16 protein-coding genes are annotated in these 15,409 nt (G+C 71.6%); 9 read left to right on the top strand and 7 right to left on the bottom strand.

What is annotated here, in order from left to right; translation table 11 throughout:
* The first annotated feature begins 8 nt into the window (after positions 1-8).
* Positions 9-1,088 carry a Zn-dependent alcohol dehydrogenase gene (locus tag ACWV17_RS01360; RefSeq protein WP_455358102.1) on the top strand — a complete coding sequence of 360 codons (1,080 nt, stop codon included), beginning with the start codon at positions 9-11 and terminating at the stop codon, positions 1,086-1,088.
* Positions 1,089-1,312: 224 nt separating this feature from the next.
* Positions 1,313-2,707, top strand: coding sequence for an MFS transporter (locus ACWV17_RS01355; RefSeq protein ID WP_455358101.1), 1,395 nt, complete (start codon positions 1,313-1,315; stop codon positions 2,705-2,707).
* A 10-nt stretch (positions 2,708-2,717) separates the two neighbouring features.
* On the opposite strand, the gene ACWV17_RS01350 is transcribed toward ACWV17_RS01355, so the two are convergent.
* Entirely contained in the window at positions 2,718-3,356 is a 639-nt protein-coding gene (locus ACWV17_RS01350; protein ID WP_455358100.1) for a TetR/AcrR family transcriptional regulator, read from the bottom strand.
* Between the two features lie 59 nt (positions 3,357-3,415).
* Here ACWV17_RS01350 and ACWV17_RS01345 point away from each other — a divergent pair, with 59 nt between their 5' ends.
* The 3 genes from ACWV17_RS01345 (at position 3,416) to ACWV17_RS01335 (ending at position 5,701) form a co-directional block, all read left to right on the top strand.
* Positions 3,416-4,567: an acyl-CoA dehydrogenase family protein gene (locus tag ACWV17_RS01345; RefSeq protein WP_455358144.1), complete on the top strand. Its 1,152-nt coding sequence runs from the start codon at positions 3,416-3,418 to the stop codon at positions 4,565-4,567.
* A gap of 106 nt (positions 4,568-4,673) precedes the next feature.
* Complete coding sequence (locus ACWV17_RS01340; protein ID WP_455354694.1) at positions 4,674-4,964, top strand: YiaA/YiaB family inner membrane protein; 291 nt, start codon at positions 4,674-4,676, stop codon at positions 4,962-4,964.
* A gap of 83 nt (positions 4,965-5,047) precedes the next feature.
* Positions 5,048-5,701, top strand: coding sequence for a TetR/AcrR family transcriptional regulator (locus tag ACWV17_RS01335; protein ID WP_455358099.1), 654 nt, complete (start codon positions 5,048-5,050; stop codon positions 5,699-5,701).
* On the opposite strand, the gene ACWV17_RS01330 is transcribed toward ACWV17_RS01335, so the two are convergent.
* On the bottom strand, positions 5,692-6,153 hold the full coding sequence (locus ACWV17_RS01330; RefSeq protein WP_455358098.1) for a MaoC family dehydratase: 462 nt from the start codon (positions 6,151-6,153) through the stop codon (positions 5,692-5,694). The two genes, ACWV17_RS01335 and ACWV17_RS01330, sit on opposite strands and share 10 nt — an antisense overlap.
* A gap of 103 nt (positions 6,154-6,256) precedes the next feature.
* Between ACWV17_RS01330 and soxR the strand changes: the two genes are divergently transcribed.
* Positions 6,257-6,742 carry a redox-sensitive transcriptional activator SoxR gene (gene soxR / locus ACWV17_RS01325; RefSeq protein WP_455354697.1) on the top strand — a complete coding sequence of 162 codons (486 nt, stop codon included), beginning with the start codon at positions 6,257-6,259 and terminating at the stop codon, positions 6,740-6,742.
* Here soxR and ACWV17_RS01320 read toward each other — a convergent pair whose 3' ends face one another.
* The 3 genes from ACWV17_RS01320 to ACWV17_RS01310 all read right to left on the bottom strand — a co-directional run bounded on the left by ACWV17_RS01320 (position 6,743) and on the right by ACWV17_RS01310 (position 9,793).
* On the bottom strand, positions 6,743-7,663 hold the full coding sequence (locus ACWV17_RS01320) for a 3-keto-5-aminohexanoate cleavage protein (protein WP_455358097.1): 921 nt from the start codon (positions 7,661-7,663) through the stop codon (positions 6,743-6,745). It abuts the gene before it with no gap.
* 67 nt (positions 7,664-7,730) lie between these two features.
* The gene (locus tag ACWV17_RS01315) at positions 7,731-8,345 is read right to left on the bottom strand and encodes a hypothetical protein (RefSeq protein ID WP_455354699.1); all 615 of its coding nucleotides are present in this window, start codon (positions 8,343-8,345) and stop codon (positions 7,731-7,733) included.
* Positions 8,346-8,521: 176 nt separating this feature from the next.
* On the bottom strand, positions 8,522-9,793 hold the full coding sequence (locus tag ACWV17_RS01310) for an exo-beta-N-acetylmuramidase NamZ family protein (RefSeq protein WP_455358096.1): 1,272 nt from the start codon (positions 9,791-9,793) through the stop codon (positions 8,522-8,524).
* 192 nt (positions 9,794-9,985) lie between these two features.
* On the opposite strand from ACWV17_RS01310, the gene ACWV17_RS01305 reads away from it, so the two are divergent.
* Genes ACWV17_RS01305 through ACWV17_RS01295 form a run of 3 tightly spaced genes read left to right on the top strand, consistent with a single transcriptional unit; the run spans position 9,986 to position 13,054 of the window.
* A complete protein-coding gene (locus tag ACWV17_RS01305; protein ID WP_455358095.1) occupies positions 9,986-10,744 on the top strand; it encodes an SDR family oxidoreductase in 759 nt (252 codons plus the stop codon).
* Positions 10,745-10,752: 8 nt separating this feature from the next.
* Positions 10,753-12,426, top strand: coding sequence for a class I adenylate-forming enzyme family protein (locus tag ACWV17_RS01300; RefSeq protein ID WP_455354702.1), 1,674 nt, complete (start codon positions 10,753-10,755; stop codon positions 12,424-12,426).
* Between the two features lie 34 nt (positions 12,427-12,460).
* On the top strand, positions 12,461-13,054 hold the full coding sequence (locus ACWV17_RS01295; RefSeq protein WP_455358094.1) for a TetR family transcriptional regulator: 594 nt from the start codon (positions 12,461-12,463) through the stop codon (positions 13,052-13,054).
* Positions 13,055-13,096: 42 nt separating this feature from the next.
* Here ACWV17_RS01295 and ACWV17_RS01290 read toward each other — a convergent pair whose 3' ends face one another.
* A complete protein-coding gene (locus ACWV17_RS01290) occupies positions 13,097-14,311 on the bottom strand; it encodes an acyl-CoA dehydrogenase family protein (protein WP_455358093.1) in 1,215 nt (404 codons plus the stop codon).
* Positions 14,312-14,318: 7 nt separating this feature from the next.
* Positions 14,319-15,341 carry a phosphotransferase family protein gene (locus tag ACWV17_RS01285; RefSeq protein WP_455358092.1) on the bottom strand — a complete coding sequence of 341 codons (1,023 nt, stop codon included), beginning with the start codon at positions 15,339-15,341 and terminating at the stop codon, positions 14,319-14,321.
* Positions 15,342-15,409: the final 68 nt, after the last annotated feature.

Genomic DNA, 15,409 nt, shown 5'->3' with positions numbered 1-15,409 from the left:
GAGTCAACGTGGTCCGCGCCGCCATCCTGCCCGCCGTCGGCTCCCCGCTGGAGATCGCCGACATCGAACTGCCCGAGCCCGGCCCCGGCCAGGTGCGGGTGCGTCTCGCCGCCGCCGGGGTCTGCCACTCCGACCTGTCCCTGTCCAACGGCACCATGCGCGTGCCCGTCCCGGCCGTCCTCGGCCACGAGGGCGCGGGCACGGTGGTGTCGGTCGGGGAGGGCGTCGGCCATGTCGTCCCCGGTGACGGGGTCGTGCTCAACTGGGCGCCGTCCTGCGGGAACTGCCACCACTGCGGACTCGGTGAGGTGTGGCTCTGCGCCAATGCCCTCGCCGGGGTGGGCAACGTCCATGCCCGTACCGCCGGGGGGACGGAGCTCCACCCCGGCCTGAACGTGGCCGCCTTCGCCGAGGAGACCGTCGTCGCGGCCAACTGCGTACTGCCGGTCCCGGAGGGCATCCCGCTCACCGAGGCCGCGCTGCTCGGCTGCGCGGTGCTGACCGGTTACGGCGCCGTCCACCACTCGGCGCAGGTCCGCCCCGGTGAGTCGGTCGCGGTCTTCGGAGTCGGCGGCGTCGGTCTGGCCGCGCTCCAGGCGGCGCGTATCGCCGGTGCCGGACCGGTCGTGGCCGTCGACGTCTCCCCGGCGAAGGAGGAACTGGCGCGGGCCGCCGGTGCCACCGAGTTCCTGATCGCCTCCGACACCACCGCCAAGGAGATCCGGGGGCTCACCGGCGGGCAGGGCGCGGATGTCGCCGTCGAGTGCGTGGGCCGCGCCGGGACCATCCGTACGGCGTGGGAGTCCACCCGCCGCGGCGGCCGCACCACGGTGGTCGGGATCGGCGGCAAGGACCAGCAGGTGACGTTCAACGCCCTGGAGATCTTCCACTTCGGCCGCACGCTGTCCGGCTGTGTCTACGGCAACTCCGACCCGGCCCGGGACCTCCCCGTCCTCGCGGAGCACATCAGGGCGGGCCGCCTTGACCTGAGCGCCATGGTCACCGAGCGGATCGCACTCGACGACATCCCGGCCGCCTTCGACAACATGCTCGCGGGCAAGGGCGGGCGGGCCCTGGTCGTCTTCTAGGGACACGACCCAGCCCTGCTGAACCCCTTCGGCACCCCGGCCGCCTCCTGTGCGGCCGGGGTGTTCGTGCTGCCCGCCCGCCCCCCATACCGGCGGGTACGTCGTGATGAAACTGCCGCTGTGCGGGCTGTTGACCGACGTACCAGCCGGTCGGTACGGTCCCCGCAATCTCAATGGCGCCGCCCCCCTTCGTCCCCCGCACCCACCCATCGGAGTGTGCCCGCATGGACACGGCAGCTTCCCCGCCCACCGGCACCACCCAGCCGGCCCCCACCGACCGGAACCGGCGCAAGGTGGCCACTGCCGCCGCCCTCGCCTCCGCCGTCGAGTGGTACGACTACTTCGTCTTCGGCATCGCCGCCGCACTCGTGCTCGGTGACCTGTACTTCCCGGCCGGCAGTTCCTCCGCCGGAGTCCTCGCGGCCTTCGCCACCTTCGCGGTCGGCTTCCTCGCCCGTCCCATCGGCGGCATCATCGCCGGCCAGCTGGGCGACAAGCACGGCCGCAAGCCGATGCTCGTCCTCGCGCTGACCCTGATGGGCGTCGCCACCACCGGCATCGGACTCCTGCCCACCTACGAGACGATCGGCATCGCCGCTCCGGTGCTGCTCGTCCTGCTGCGCGTGCTCCAGGGCATCGCGGTCGGCGCCCAGTGGGGCGGTGCGATGCTCATGGCCACCGAGTACGCACCCGAGGGCAAGCGCGGCCTCTACGGCAGTCTCGTCCAGCTCGGCGTCCCGATCGGTGTGGTGACCGCCAACACCGTCTTCCTCATCGCCGGTGCCACCACCAGCGACGGCGAGTTCGCGTCCTGGGGATGGCGAGTGCCGTTCTTCGTGGGCTTCCTGGTGCTGTTCCTCGCCTGGTACATCCACACCAAGGTCGAGGAGACCCCCGCTTTCCGCGAGGCCGAACGAGCCCTGGCGGAGCAGGAGAAGGGTGAGGCGCGCTCCCCGCTGCGCACGATCCTGCGCAGTCACCTCGGCACGGTCTTCCTGGCCGGCGGCTCCTTCGCGGTCAACACCGCGACCTTCTACATCATCATCACCGGCGTGCTCGACTACGCGACCCGCGAGCTCGACATGAAGCGCAGTGCGGTCCTGGCCGTCTCGCTCTGCGTCAGCCTGACCCAACTGGTGCTGATACCCGCCGCCGCGGCCCTCTCCGACCGGATCGGCCGGCTCCGCATCTACGCGCTGGGCGCGGTGGGCCTGCTGGTCTGGGCCGTGCCGCTGTTCCTGCTCATCGACACCGGCTCCCTGCTGTGGCTGGGCGTGGGCACCTTCGTCACCAGCTGCTTCCTGAGCATCATGTACGGGCCGCAGGCGGCGCTGTTCGCCGAGCTGTTCACGGCGGAGATGCGGTACACCGGAGCCTCGCTCGGCTACCAGATCGCCGCTGTGTTCGGCGGCGGACTCGCGCCGTTCGTGATGGTGCTCCTGCTGGAGGCGACGGGTACCTCGATGGCGGTGTCGGCCTACATCATCGGCCTCGCGGTCATCGCCCTGATCTCCATCCGCATCCTGTCCCGGCGGGCCGCCGCCCGTCAGGAGGAGACCGCCGCGGCCCCGGACGAGGCCGGCGCGGACCGGGACGAGAGCGCCCCCGCCGGCGCCTGAGCATCCCCGTTCACGCGCGCGCCAGCTGCTCGTACTGCACCGAAAGCCCGTCGATCAGAGCCCGCAACCCCGTCTCGAACGCGCCCTCGTCCACCTGCTGCTGACGCTCGGCCAGCAGGTGGGCCTGGCCGAGGTGGGGGTAGTCCGCCGGGTCGTACGCCGCCTCGTCGTCCACGAAGCCGCCGGCGAAGGAGCCGAGAGCGGAGCCGGTGATGAAGTACCGCATCAGGGCCCCGATACGGGTCGCCTGGGCGGGCGGCCAGCCCGCAGCGACCATCGCGCCGAACACCGCGTCGGCCACCCGCAGTCCGGCCGGGCGGCGGCCCGGACCCTGGGCCAGCACCGGCACGATGTTCGGGTGGGCCCGCAGAGCGGCGCGGTAGGAGACCGCCCAGTCGTGCAGCGCGGTGCGCCAGTCGCGGCCGTCCTCGAACATCGACAGGTCGACCTGGGCGCTGACCGTGTCGGCGACGGCGTCGAGGATCTCGTCCTTGTTGCGGAAGTGGTTGTAGAGGGACGGCCCGCTGACGCCGAGCCCGGCGGCGAGGCGGCGGGTGGAGACCGCGTCGAGCCCTTCGGTGTCCACGAGTGCGCTCGCCGCTTCGACGATGCGCTCTCTGCTGAGGAGGGGCTTGCGTGGGCGGGCCATGCGGCACATAGTAGGGCCTGCCGCCGATAAACTAGCAGTGTTAATTTAACGAGGTGCCGATGAACCTGGAGCTGAGCGACGAGCAGGCCGCGGTGCGCCGGCTGGCCAAGGACTTCGCCGACCGCGAGATCGCCCCGCACGCCGCCGCCTGGGACCGCGCCGAGAGCGTGGACCGCGCCATCGTGAAGAAGCTGGGCGCCCTCGGCTTCCTCGGCCTGACCATCCCCGAGGAGTACGGCGGCTCCGGCGGCGACCACCTCGCGTACGCCCTGGTCACCGAGGAGCTGGGCCGCGGCGACTCCTCGGTGCGCGGCATCGTCTCCGTATCGCTCGGTCTGGTCGCCAAGTCGGTCGCCGCGTGGGGCAGCGAGGAGCAGAAGCGGCAGTGGCTGCCCGGTCTGACCTCGGGCGACCACGTCGGATGCTTCGGCCTCACCGAGCCCGGCACCGGGTCCGACGCCGGCCGGCTCGCCACCCGGGCGGTCCGGGACGGCGACACGTACGTCATCAGCGGCACCAAGATGTTCATCACCAACGGCACCTGGGCCGACGTGGTCCTCCTCTTCGCGCGGACGAACGACACGCCCGGCCACAAGGGCGTCAGCGCCTTCCTCGTCCCCACCGCCACCCCCGGTCTGACCCGCCGAGAGATCCACGGCAAGCTCGGGCTGCGCGGCCAGGCCACCGCCGAACTGGTGCTGGAGGACGTCAGGGTCCCGGCCTCGGCGATGCTCGCCCCCGAGGGCAAGGGCTTCTCGGTGGCCATGTCGGCACTGGCCAAGGGCCGGATGTCGGTGGCGGCGGGCTGCGTCGGGATCGCGCAGGCCGCGCTGGACGCCGCCGTGACGTACGCGGGCGAGCGCGAGCAGTTCGGCAGGACGATCGCGCACCACCAGCTGGTGCAGGAGCTGATCACCGACATCGCGGTGGACGTGGACGCGGCCCGGCTGCTCACCTGGCGGGTCGCCGACCTGATCGACCGCGGCCTGCCGTTCGACACCGAGGCGTCCAAGGCCAAGCTCTTCGCGTCGGAGGCGGCGGTGCGCGCCGCGAACAACGCGCTCCAGGTCTTCGGCGGCTACGGCTACATCGACGAGTACCCGGCGGGCAAGCTGCTGCGCGACGCCCGCGTCATGACGCTGTACGAGGGTACGAGCCAGATCCAGAAGCTGGTGATCGGCCGCGCGCTGACGGGCGTCTCGGCGTTCTGAACCCCTCGGGCCCGCTGGTTGGACAGTGGATACACGGCCGGGTTGAGTACCCCGCCTGAGTATCCGGACGGATGTGACGGGCGCCGCGCCCGCCGATGCTGACACCATGAATGACACACCGGTCAAGCAGCAGAACACCGCGGCGTACTACGGGCAGGCCGTCGCGTCCTTCGGTATCGCGCTGGGCGCGGTCGGCCTCGGGGTGCTCAACCTGGAGGCGGACGCGTGGGTGCGGGCCTTCCTCGGTACCGCCATCCTCTACCTCACGACATCGGCGTTCACCCTCGCCAAGGTGATCAGGGACCGGCAGGAGGCCGGGCAGATCGTCAGCCGGGTGGACCAGGCACGGCTGGAGAAGATGCTCGCCGAGTACGATCCGTACAACGCCAAGAGCTAGGCTGCCAGGAGTCCCGGTGGCCTAAGCGCTTGCTCACCCTCGGGTATCGTTGTCACTCCTGCTGAGGGACGAAGGGGTGAGCGATGGGCATCGCGGAGGAGACCGGCGGCGAGGAATCGCCGTGGGCCGAGGTCGGCCCCGAGGCGGCCCGCCGGCTGCTCGTCGCCGCCGTCGAGGCGTTCGCCGAGCGCGGCTACCACGCGACCACGACCCGCGACATCGCGGGCCGGGCCGGGATGAGCCCGGCCGCGCTCTACATCCACTACAAGACCAAGGAAGAGCTGCTCCACCGGATCAGCCGGATCGGCCACGACAAGGCTCTCGAGATCCTTGAATCGGCGGCCGACGGCGAGGGGACGCCCACCGAGCGCCTCGACCACGCCGTACGCTCCTTCGTCCGCTGGCACGCCGGGCGGCATATGACGGCCCGAGTCGTGCAGTACGAACTCGACGCGCTCGGGCCCGAGCACCGCACCGAGATCGTCGCGCTGCGCAGGCGCAGCGATGCCGCCGTGCGCCGCATCCTCAACGAAGGGGTGCAGGCGGGGGAGTTCGAGGTGCCCGACGTGCCGGGCACCACGGTCGCCGTGCTGTCGCTCTGCATCGACGTGGCGCGCTGGTTCAACGTGGAGGGGCGCAGAACGCCCGACGAGGTCGGCGCGCTCTACGCCGACCTCGTGTTCCGTATGGTCCAGGCGCGGCGTCCGGGACCGGAGTCCCGGACGTCTCAGAAGTAGAAGCGGGAGACCGACTCGGCCACGCACGCCGGCTTGTCGCCGCCCTCGCGCTCGACCGTGATGGCGGCGGTGACCTGCACGCCACCGCCCGCCTCGGTGACGTCCGTGATCACGCCCGTCGCGCGCAGCCGGGAGCCGACCGGCACGGGGGAGGGGAAACGGACCTTGTTCGCGCCGTAGTTGATGCCCATCTTCATGCCCTCGACCCGCATGATCTGCGGTACGAGTGCGGGCAGCAGCGAGAGCGTCAGATAGCCGTGCGCGATGGTCGCACCGAAGGGGCCGGCCGCGGCCTTCTCCGGGTCCACGTGAATCCACTGGTGGTCGCCGGTGGCGTCCGCGAACAGGTCGATCCGCTTCTGGTCGACCTCCAGCCAGTCGCTCTCACCCAGCTGCTCGCCGACCCCGGCGTGCAGCTCTTCGGCGGACGTGAAGATCCTCGGCTCTGCCATGACCCTGCCTCTCGTACCTGCTCCAGCGATTTGTCTAAGCGCTTGCTCAGCATGGTTGGCCTCGTATGTATCTGTCAACGGACGGCGGAGTAGGGTTCGAGGAGTGCCGCAGATTCCAGAGAAGATCCACGAGCTCACGGTCGGCCAGCTGTCCGCGCGCAGCGGCGCCGCCGTCTCCGCCCTGCACTTCTACGAGTCCAAGGGCCTGATCAGCAGCCGCCGCACGTCCGGCAACCAGCGCCGCTACAGCCGCGACGCGCTGCGCCGCGTCGCGTTCGTACGCGCGGCACAGCGCGTCGGCATCCCTCTGGTCACGATCCGGGACGCGCTCGCCCAGCTGCCGGACGAGCGAACCCCCAACCGCGAGGACTGGGCGCGTCTGTCCGAGGCCTGGCGCACGGAACTCGACCAGCGCATCCAGCAGTTGGGGCGGCTGCGGGACCACCTCACCGACTGCATCGGCTGCGGCTGCCTGTCCCTGGACACCTGTGTGCTGTCCAACCCGGACGACGTCTTCGGCGAGCGGATGAGCGGCTCGCGCCTGATGACCGAGCGCAAGCGCCCGGCCCCCGGCCGGCCGGACAGCTGATCACCCGTCCCGCGCACCCCGCACCAGCTGGGCGTTGGACGCGGCGGGCCGGCCGTCCGGGAGCACCAGTACGTCCTCCAGGCCGATCCGTATGTCCAGTCCCAGCCGCCGGGCCAGCCGCAGTACCGGCCACGCCCCGCCGTCCTCCCCGTGCAGCAGCACCGGCCGGCCATGCGCCGGGCCCAGGGCCTGTCCGGCAGATCTTGGCCGGGGCCACGGCGTCTGGCACGGCACCTCGCCGCGTTGCCGAAATGCCCGAATAGCTCCGCTATTAGGGCACTCCGGCGCCTTGCGATGCAGCTCCGCATCCAAGGGCCTGGAAAAGAGCGGAGACGGAGCGAAGCGCAGTGCACCAGACGCCGCGTCCTCTCCGGCCCTGATCCGCCGGACAGGCCCTAGCGCGGCCAGCAGCTCCCGCCCGGTGGCCGGCGCGGTCTCCGGGTCCGGGTCGGTCACCTCGGCCAGGACCCGCAGCACGTGCGGGGCGAGCGGCGAGGCGAGGAAGCGGCCGGCGCCGTCCGTGCCGGACCAGATGCCCGCCTCGACGCCCACGCCCCGCTCCAGCAGCGCCGCGGCGACCGCCTCCGCACCCGGCTCGTGCCAGTTCACCGAGGCGTGGTCGGGCAGCACCGTCCATGACCGGACGCGCTCCACTCGACGCTCCGGATCCGGCTCGGCCCAGGCGCCCGTGGTCACCCCCACCGGGACGGACACGGCAGCCCGTATCGCCGTCAGCGTCGCCGCGACCACCCGCGGCGACAACGTGTCCTTGCCGCACGGGGTCTTGGGGTGCACATGCACCTCACCCGCTCCGGCCGCGACGGCTCCCGCCGCCGACTCCGCAATCGCCCCGGGCGAGAGCGGCACGGCAGCGCTCTCCGTCGCGCCACGCGGACCGTTCAGACACACCTGGATGAGCATGCGTCCGATGGTGCCGGACGGCACTGACAACGCGGGTCCGCGGGCGATCGCCCCGCACCCCGCAACGTCACGCCACCGACGCCAACTCCCTGCGCCGGGTGGGCCCCTTGGCGGCCGCCACGGCCTCGGTCGTCAGCACGGGCTCCGGCACCACAATGCCGCAGCCCGTGCACACCGGTCCGTCGGAGGGCTCGTGAGCCAGGTCCTGCCGCCAGACGATTCCCGTCCCCTCGCACACCGGGCAGGCCGTGCCCGGTGCCGCCTCCAGAGCGGAGATCAGCCGGCGCAGCACCTCGCCCAACGGTTCGGGCGGCCGGACGGCCGGGTTGTCGCACCGGGCCACCCCGTTGCCGCCCCAGGTGCACCGGTGCCAGTCGTCGACCGACCCGGGCCGCCGCAGCCCGTCGTGCTTCTCGCGCTTGCGCCGCTCCGCGAACTCCGTCTCGTACGCGAGCCAGACGGACCGGGCCTCCTCCAGTTCCTCGAGCGCGGCCACCAGCCGCGCCGGATCGGCCTCCCGGTCCTCCGGCTCGATCCCATGCCTGGCACACAGATGGTGCCAGGTCGCCCGGTGCCCATAAGGGGCGAACCTCTCCAGGCACTTGCGCAACGAGTAGCGCCGCAGCGCCAGGTCATTGCGCGTGTCACGCACCTGTCTCGCAAGACTCCGGAATCCGGCCATCGCACTGCCACCTCCGTCGCTGGTACTTCGGCGTCGTGGAATGGACGTACGACTGCCCGTTCTGGCTCCATCCAAAATCGAATGGCGCCCATCAACAGGAGTGAGCGTGGCTCCGGATCATGCTGTTTCCGCGCTGGCGCACAACCTCGGCCCGCCCGCCGCAGGCCGGTTGTGGATCAGCCGTAGAGCAGATACTCCCTGCGTACCCGCCGGAACGCCGTCAGTTCGTCCTGCCACGCGGCCACCACGTCGTCCGTGCCGGCGCCCGCGTCGATCATCGTGCGGACCCGGGTGGAACCCGTCAGTTTGTCGATCCAGTGGTCCGGCCGCCAGGCGAAGCCGCTCCAGCTGCGCTTCGCCGTCACCAGCAGGGCGATCCCGGTGCGCACCGGGTCGTACGACGCCCGGTCGTGGACGTGCAGTTGGACGCCGCCGACCGTCTTGCCCTGGAACTTGGAGAACGTCGGCGCGAAGTACGCCTCGCGGAAACGGACACCCGGGAGTCCCTCGGCGTTCGCCGCCTCGGCCCACCGCCGGTCGATGCCGACCGCGCCCAGCAGCTCGAACGGCCGGGTCGTGCCGCGTCCCTCGGAGAGGTTGGTCCCCTCGAAGAGGCACGTGCCCGAGTAGACCAGCGCCGTGTCGGGCGTCGGCATGTTGGGGCTCGGCGGTACCCAGGGCAGCCCCGTCGCGTCGAAGAGGTCGGAGCGCTTCCAGCCGGACATCCGTACCGTCTCCAGCGGCACCGGGCGGGAGAGGAACTCGCCGTTGAAGAGCCGGGCCAGCTCGGCGACGGTCATCCCGTGCGCCTGCGGGATCGGCTCGCGTCCGACGAAGGTCGCGAAGGCCTTGTCCAGCACCGGACCGGACGCCTGCCGGCCGGTCACCGGATTCGGCCGGTCCAGGACGACGAACCGCTTGCCGGCGAGCGAGGCGGCGGCCATGCAGTCGTACAGCGTCCAGATGTACGTGTAGAAGCGGGCGCCGACGTCCTGGATGTCGAAGACGACGGTGTCCACGCCCGACGCGCCGAAGATGTCGGCGAGCGGCTGCCCGCTCTTGAGATAGGTGTCGTACACGGGGAGCCCGGTGGCCGGATCGTCGTGGCGGCCCTCCGAGCCGCCCGCCTGCGCGGTGCCGCGGAAGCCGTGCTCCGGGCCGAAGACGGCGACGAGATCCACCCGCTTGTCGGCGTGCATGACATCCACGAGGTGGCGCGCCTCGGACGTGATGCCGGTCGGGTTGGTCACGACGCCGACCCGCTGTCCGTCCAGCACGGCGTACCCGTCGGCGGCCAGCCGGTCGAAGCCGGTGCGCAGCCTTCCGGGCCCGCGCCGAGCAGCGGCGGCAGCTGGGGCGGCCGCCCCGAGCATTCCGGCGGCTCCCGCCATTCCGGCGGCTCCCGCCGCGCCGGTGGCGGTCAGCAATCCCCGTCTGGACACGGTCATACGGTTACCTCCGCGCTCGCCTCGGGCTGTCATGACCACGCACGCTAGCGCTCATGACGGCTGCGCGGAACGATGCGCGCGGAGCCGTTCGTGCCCCGTTCGTGCCCCTTCCACCTCTTCCCCCGGCACATACCGACTGGTTAGTCTGCCCCTCAGCCGGCGAGCGTCCGGCTCGGGAGAGGCAGGGTCCACGTGAGTACGGTGCAGGGTGCGGGAGTGGTCGTCACGGGCGCCGGCGGCGGAATCGGCGCCGCGCTGGCGCGCAGGTTCGCGGCCGAGGGCGCGCGTGTCGTGGTCAACGACCTGGACGCGGAGAAGACCAAGCTGATCGCCGACGAGATCGGCGCCACAGCCGTGCCCGGTGACGCGTCCTCCATCGTGGCGGCCGCCCGCGAAGCCCTCGGCGGGCGGGTCGACGTCTACTGCGCCAACGCGGGCCTGGCCTCGCCCGGCGACGCGTTCGCCGACGAGAAGGTCTGGGCCTCGGCCTGGGACGTCAATGTGATGGCCCACGTCAGGGCGGCCCGCGAACTGCTGCCCGACTGGCTGGAGCGCGGCAGCGGCCGCTTCGTCTCGACCGTCTCCGCCGCCGGTCTGCTGACCATGGTCGGCGCGGCGCCGTACAGCGTCACCAAGCACGGCGCCCTCGCCTTCGCCGAATGGCTCTCGCTGACCTACCGGCACCGCGGTCTGAAGGTGCACGCAATCTGCCCGCAGGGCGTACGGACGGACATGCTGACCGCCGCCGGATCGGCGGGCGAACTCGTCCTCGCGCCCACGGCGATCGAGCCCGAGGACGTGGCCGACGCGCTCTTCGCGGGCATCGAGGCGGACCGCTTCCTGATCCTCCCGCACCCCGAGGTGGCCGGCTTCTACGCGGCCCGGGCCACCGACCCAGACCGGTGGCTCGGCAATATGAACCATCTGCAGCGGAAGTGGGAGGGTGAATGAACCGGTCGATGGACGCAAAGTCGATCTACGCGGAGTCGATATACGCACAAAAGCCCTGGCTGGCGCAGCTGAGTGAGGCTCAGCGCGCGCCGGTCACGCCGCCCGGGAGCGTGGTCGACTCCTTCCGGGCGGCTGTCGGCCGGGCACCCGGGCACACCGCCCTCGCGTACTTCGACGGACGGCTCAGCTACCGCGAGACCGACGAGCTCTCCGACTCGGTGGCCGGGTACCTCGCCGCCCGGGGCGTCCGGCGCGGCGACCGGGTCGCGATCATGCTGCAGAACACCCCGCACTTCGTGCTCGCGCTGCTCGGCGCCTGGAAGGCCGGCGCCACGGTCGTGCCGGTCAACCCGATGTACAAGGCGGCCGAGGTCGGCCATGTGCTGCGGGACGCGGAGGTGTCCGCGCTGGTCTGTGCCGACCGCGCCTGGGAGTCGTATCTGCGGGAGGCGGCCGCCGACTCGCCCGTACGCATCGCCCTCACCGCGTGCGAGCTGGACTTCCAGACCAGGAACGACACCCGGGTCCTGGGCTTCGAGCGGCTGCCGCGGGCGGCGGACGCCGAGGACCTGACCGACGTCGCGCGCCGCGGCTTCCCGGCCCCCGTCGACCGCGTGCTCACCGCCGCCGACGTGGCGCTGATCAGCTACACCTCGGGCACCAGCGGCGCCCCCAAGGGAGCCCTGAACCACCACGGGGCGATCACCTACAACGCCGAACGCCAGCGCACCGGCCACCCGGTGCCCGAGGGCGCCTGCTACTTCGCGCTCGCGCCGCTGTTCCACATCACCGGCATGGTCTGTGAACTGGCGGCCTGCTTCGCCAACGCCGGCACGCTGGCCCTCGCGTACCGCTTCGAGACCGGGGTGGTCCTCGACGCGTTCGCCGAGCACCGTCCCGCGTACACCGTGGGCCCGTCCACCGCCTTCATGGCGCTGGCCGCGCATCCCGAGGTCACCCCCGACCACTTCAGCTCCTTCCTGGTCATCTCCTCGGGTGGCGCGCCCGTGCCGCCGGCGCTGGTGGAGAAGTTCCGCGCGGGCTTCGGCCCGTACATCCGCAACGGCTACGGCCTCACCGAGTGCACCGCGCCCTGCGCCGCCGTCCCGCCGGAGAAGGAAGCACCCGTCGACCCGGCCTCTGGCACCCTGTCCGTCGGTGTCCCGGGCCCCGACACGGTCGTACGGATCATCGACGCCACGGGCGCCGACGTCCCGTTCGGCGAGCAGGGCGAGATCGCGGTGAGCGGCCCGCAGGTCGTCACGGGCTACTGGCGCCGCCCGGACGCCACCGCGGAGGCGTTCCCCGGCGGCGAACTGCGCACCGGCGACATCGGGTTCATGGACGCGGACGGCTGGCTCTACGTCGTCGACCGCAAGAAGGACATGATCAACGCCTCCGGCTTCAAGGTCTGGCCGCGCGAGGTCGAGGACGTGCTGTACACGCACGAAGCGGTACGCGAGGCGGCCGTCGTGGGCGTCCCCGACGCGTACCGCGGCGAGACGGTCAAGGCGTACGTCAGCCTCCGCCCGGGCGCCGTCATCCAGCCCGCCGAGCTCTCCGCGTACTGCGCGGAGCGGCTGGCCGCGTACAAGTACCCGCGCGTGGTGGAGATCCTGCCGGAGCTTCCCAAGACCACGAGTGGGAAGATCCTCAGGCGGGACCTGCGTGCCCGCGCCTAGTGCAGGAAAGCGAACGAAAGGGCAGGTGGCGGAAATGGCCAGGACGACGGACGGAGACGGCACGCCTGTCCCGCAGCGGCTGCTGGCCGCCGCCACCCGGCTCTTCGCGGAGCGCGGGTACGACAGGACCTCGGTCCAGGAGATCGTCGAAGCGGCGGGCGTCACCAAGGGCGCGCTGTACCACTACTTCGGCAGCAAGGACGATCTCCTGCACGAGGTGTACGCACGCATGCTGCGCCTCCAGCAGGAGCGGCTGGACGCCTTCGCGGACGCCGACGCGCCCGTGGAGCAGCGGCTGCGCGACGCCGCCGCCGATGTGGTGGTCACGACCATCGAGAACCTCGACGACGCGTCGATCTTCTTCCGCTCCATGCACCAGCTGAGCCCGGAGAAGGACAAGCAGGTGCGGGCCGAGCGCCGGCGCTACCACGAGCGGTTCCGGGCGCTGATCGAGGAGGGCCAGCGCACCGGGGTGTTCTCGAACGCGACCCCCGCCGACCTGGTGGTGGACTACCACTTCGGATCCATCCACCACCTGTCCACCTGGTACCGCACGGACGGGCCGCTCTCGCCGCAGCAGGTCGCCGATCACCTCGCCGACCTGCTGCTGCGCGCGCTGCGCCCGTAGCGCCTGTCCGGCGGATCAGGGCCGGACAGGCCCTCGCGCTGCCTACAGGTACTTCTTCAGCTCGCGGCGGGCCAACGAGCGCTGGTGCACCTCGTCCGGCCCGTCCGCGAGCTTCAGCGTCCGCGCCGCCGCCCACAGTTCGGCGAGCGGGAAGTCCTGGCTGACGCCGCCCGCTCCGTGCACCTGGACCGCGTTGTCGAGGATGTCGACGACAGCCCGCGGTGTGGCGATCTTGATGGCCTGGATCTCGGTGTGCGCCCCGCGGTTGCCGACGGTGTCCATCAGCCAGGCCGTCTTCAGCACCAGCAGCCGCAGCTGCTCGACGGTGACCCGCGCGTCCGCGATCCAGTTCTGTACGACGCCCTGCTGGGCCAGCGGCTTGCCGAAGGCCGTACGGGTCACGGCCCGGCGGCACATCAGCTCGATGGCCCGCTCGGCCATCCCGATGAGCCGCATGCAGTGGTGGATCCGGCCGGGGCCGAGGCGGGCCTGGGCGATGGCGAAGCCGCCGCCCTCCTCCCCGATCAGGTTCGAGGCCGGCACCCGGGCGCCGTCGAAGACGACCTCGGCGTGACCGCCGTGCGAGTGGTCCTCGTACCCGTACACCTGCATGGCGCGCCGGACCTCGACCCCGGGGGTGTCCCGGGGGACCAGGATCATCGACTGCTGGCGGCGCTGGTCGGCGCCGTCGGGGTCCGTCTTGCCCATCACGATGAAGATCTTGCAGTCCGGGTTCATCGCGCCGGAGATGTACCACTTGCGGCCGGTGATGACGTACTCGTCGCCGTCCCGCGCGATCCGCGTCTCGATGTTCGTTGCGTCCGAGGAGGCCACCTCGGGCTCGGTCATCGCGAACGCCGACCGGATCTCGCCCGCGAGCAGCGGCTCGAGCCACTGCTTCTTCTGCTCGTCGGTGGCGAACTGGGCGAGCACCTCCATGTTCCCGGTGTCCGGGGCCGCGCAGTTCAGCGCGGTCGGCGCCAGGTGCGGGCTGCGGCCGGTGATCTCGGCGAGCGGCGCGTACTGGAGATTCGTCAGCCCCGCCCCGTACTCCGCGTCGGGGAGGAAGAGGTTCCACAGGCCCTGTCGGCGGGCCTCGGCCTTGAGGTCCTCGACCACGGCCGGGGTGTCCCACGGGGAGGCGAGCAGGGCCCGCTGCTCCTCGGCCACCGCCTCGGCCGGGTATACGTGCTCGTCCATGAAAGCGAGCAGCTTGGCGCGCAGCTCTTCGGTCCGCGCGTCGAATGCGAAGTCCATGGGTGTCTCAGCCTTCCTGGAGGGTGGTGAGGCCGTGCTCGATGAAGACGGGGACGAGGCCGCCGATCCGGTCGAAGCCGGCGCCGACCGTCTGACCCTGCGTGTAGCGGTAGTGGATGCCCTCGAGGATCACCGCGAGCTTGAACCAGGCGAAGGCGGTGTACCAGGAGATCGCGGAGGTGTCCCGGCCGGAGCGTGCGGCATAACGCTCGATCAGCTCCCGCGGGGTGGGGTGGCCGGGGGCTCCGGCGGTGGTGCTGACCGGGGAGTCCGGCAGGTCCAGCGGGGCGCTGTACATCACCAGCAGGCCGAGGTCGGTGAGCGGATCGCCGAGCGTGGACATCTCCCAGTCCAGGACGGCCTTGACGGAGTCGTCGGACCCGAGCAGTACGTTGTCCAGCCGGTAGTCGCCGTGGACGACCGTCGGCGCGGGGGAGGCGGGCAGTTCGCGGCCCAGCGCGGCGTGCAGCTCGTCGATGCCGGCCAGCTCGCGGTTGCGGGAGGCGTCGAGCTGCTTGCCCCAGCGCCGCAGCTGGCGGTCCAGGAAGCCCTGGGGTCGCCCGAAGTCCGCGAGCCCGGCCGCCGCGGGGTCGACGGCGTGCAGGTCGACGAGGGTGTCGGCGAGGGCGAGCACGGCGTCACGGGTGCGCTGCGGTCCGAGCGCGGCGAGCTCGTCGGCCGTCCGGTACGGAGTGCCGTCCACGAACTCCATGACGTAGAACGGCGATCCGATGACCGTGTCGTCCTCGCAGAGCAGCACCGGCGTCGGCACGGGTACGGCGGTGCCGTGCAGGGCGTCGATCACCCGGTGCTCGCGCTTCATGTCGTGCGCGGTGGCCAGCACATGTCCGAGCGGCGGGCGGCGGACCACCCAGCGGGAAGTGCCGTCGGTGACGGAGTACGTGAGGTTCGACCGCCCGCCCTCGATCAGCCGGCCGCTCAGCGGTCCGCTCACCAGGCCGGGCCGCTCGCGGTCCAGATGGCCGCGCAGCCGGTCCAGATCGAGGCCCGGTGGGGGGACTGAACTCATGATGGGCACCTCCGTGCAGGGTGGGACGATCGGGTTGAATCTCTGTGGCGCGTCTCTGTGGAGCATCA

Source organism: Streptomyces mabaensis, from assembly GCF_053763515.1.
This window is presented reverse-complemented; position numbering and strand designations above follow the sequence as displayed.

Bases quoted from the DNA above. Each gene is read 5' to 3' on its own strand.
- ACWV17_RS01355 (WP_455358101.1), top strand. From the start codon at position 1,313: ATGGACACGGCAGCTTCCCCGCCCACCGGCACCACCCAGCCGGCCCCC.
- ACWV17_RS01350 (WP_455358100.1), bottom strand. From the start codon at position 3,356: ATGGCCCGCCCACGCAAGCCCCTCCTCAGCAGAGAGCGCATCGTCGAA.
- ACWV17_RS01345 (WP_455358144.1), top strand. From the start codon at position 3,416: ATGAACCTGGAGCTGAGCGACGAGCAGGCCGCGGTGCGCCGGCTGGCC.
- ACWV17_RS01340 (WP_455354694.1), top strand. From the start codon at position 4,674: ATGAATGACACACCGGTCAAGCAGCAGAACACCGCGGCGTACTACGGG.
- ACWV17_RS01335 (WP_455358099.1), top strand. From the start codon at position 5,048: ATGGGCATCGCGGAGGAGACCGGCGGCGAGGAATCGCCGTGGGCCGAG.
- ACWV17_RS01330 (WP_455358098.1), bottom strand. From the start codon at position 6,153: ATGGCAGAGCCGAGGATCTTCACGTCCGCCGAAGAGCTGCACGCCGGG.
- ACWV17_RS01320 (WP_455358097.1), bottom strand. From the start codon at position 7,663: ATGCTCATCCAGGTGTGTCTGAACGGTCCGCGTGGCGCGACGGAGAGC.
- ACWV17_RS01315 (WP_455354699.1), bottom strand. From the start codon at position 8,345: ATGGCCGGATTCCGGAGTCTTGCGAGACAGGTGCGTGACACGCGCAAT.
- ACWV17_RS01310 (WP_455358096.1), bottom strand. From the start codon at position 9,793: ATGACCGTGTCCAGACGGGGATTGCTGACCGCCACCGGCGCGGCGGGA.
- ACWV17_RS01300 (WP_455354702.1), top strand. From the start codon at position 10,753: ATGGACGCAAAGTCGATCTACGCGGAGTCGATATACGCACAAAAGCCC.
- ACWV17_RS01295 (WP_455358094.1), top strand. From the start codon at position 12,461: ATGGCCAGGACGACGGACGGAGACGGCACGCCTGTCCCGCAGCGGCTG.
- ACWV17_RS01290 (WP_455358093.1), bottom strand. From the start codon at position 14,311: ATGGACTTCGCATTCGACGCGCGGACCGAAGAGCTGCGCGCCAAGCTG.
- ACWV17_RS01285 (WP_455358092.1), bottom strand. From the start codon at position 15,341: ATGAGTTCAGTCCCCCCACCGGGCCTCGATCTGGACCGGCTGCGCGGC.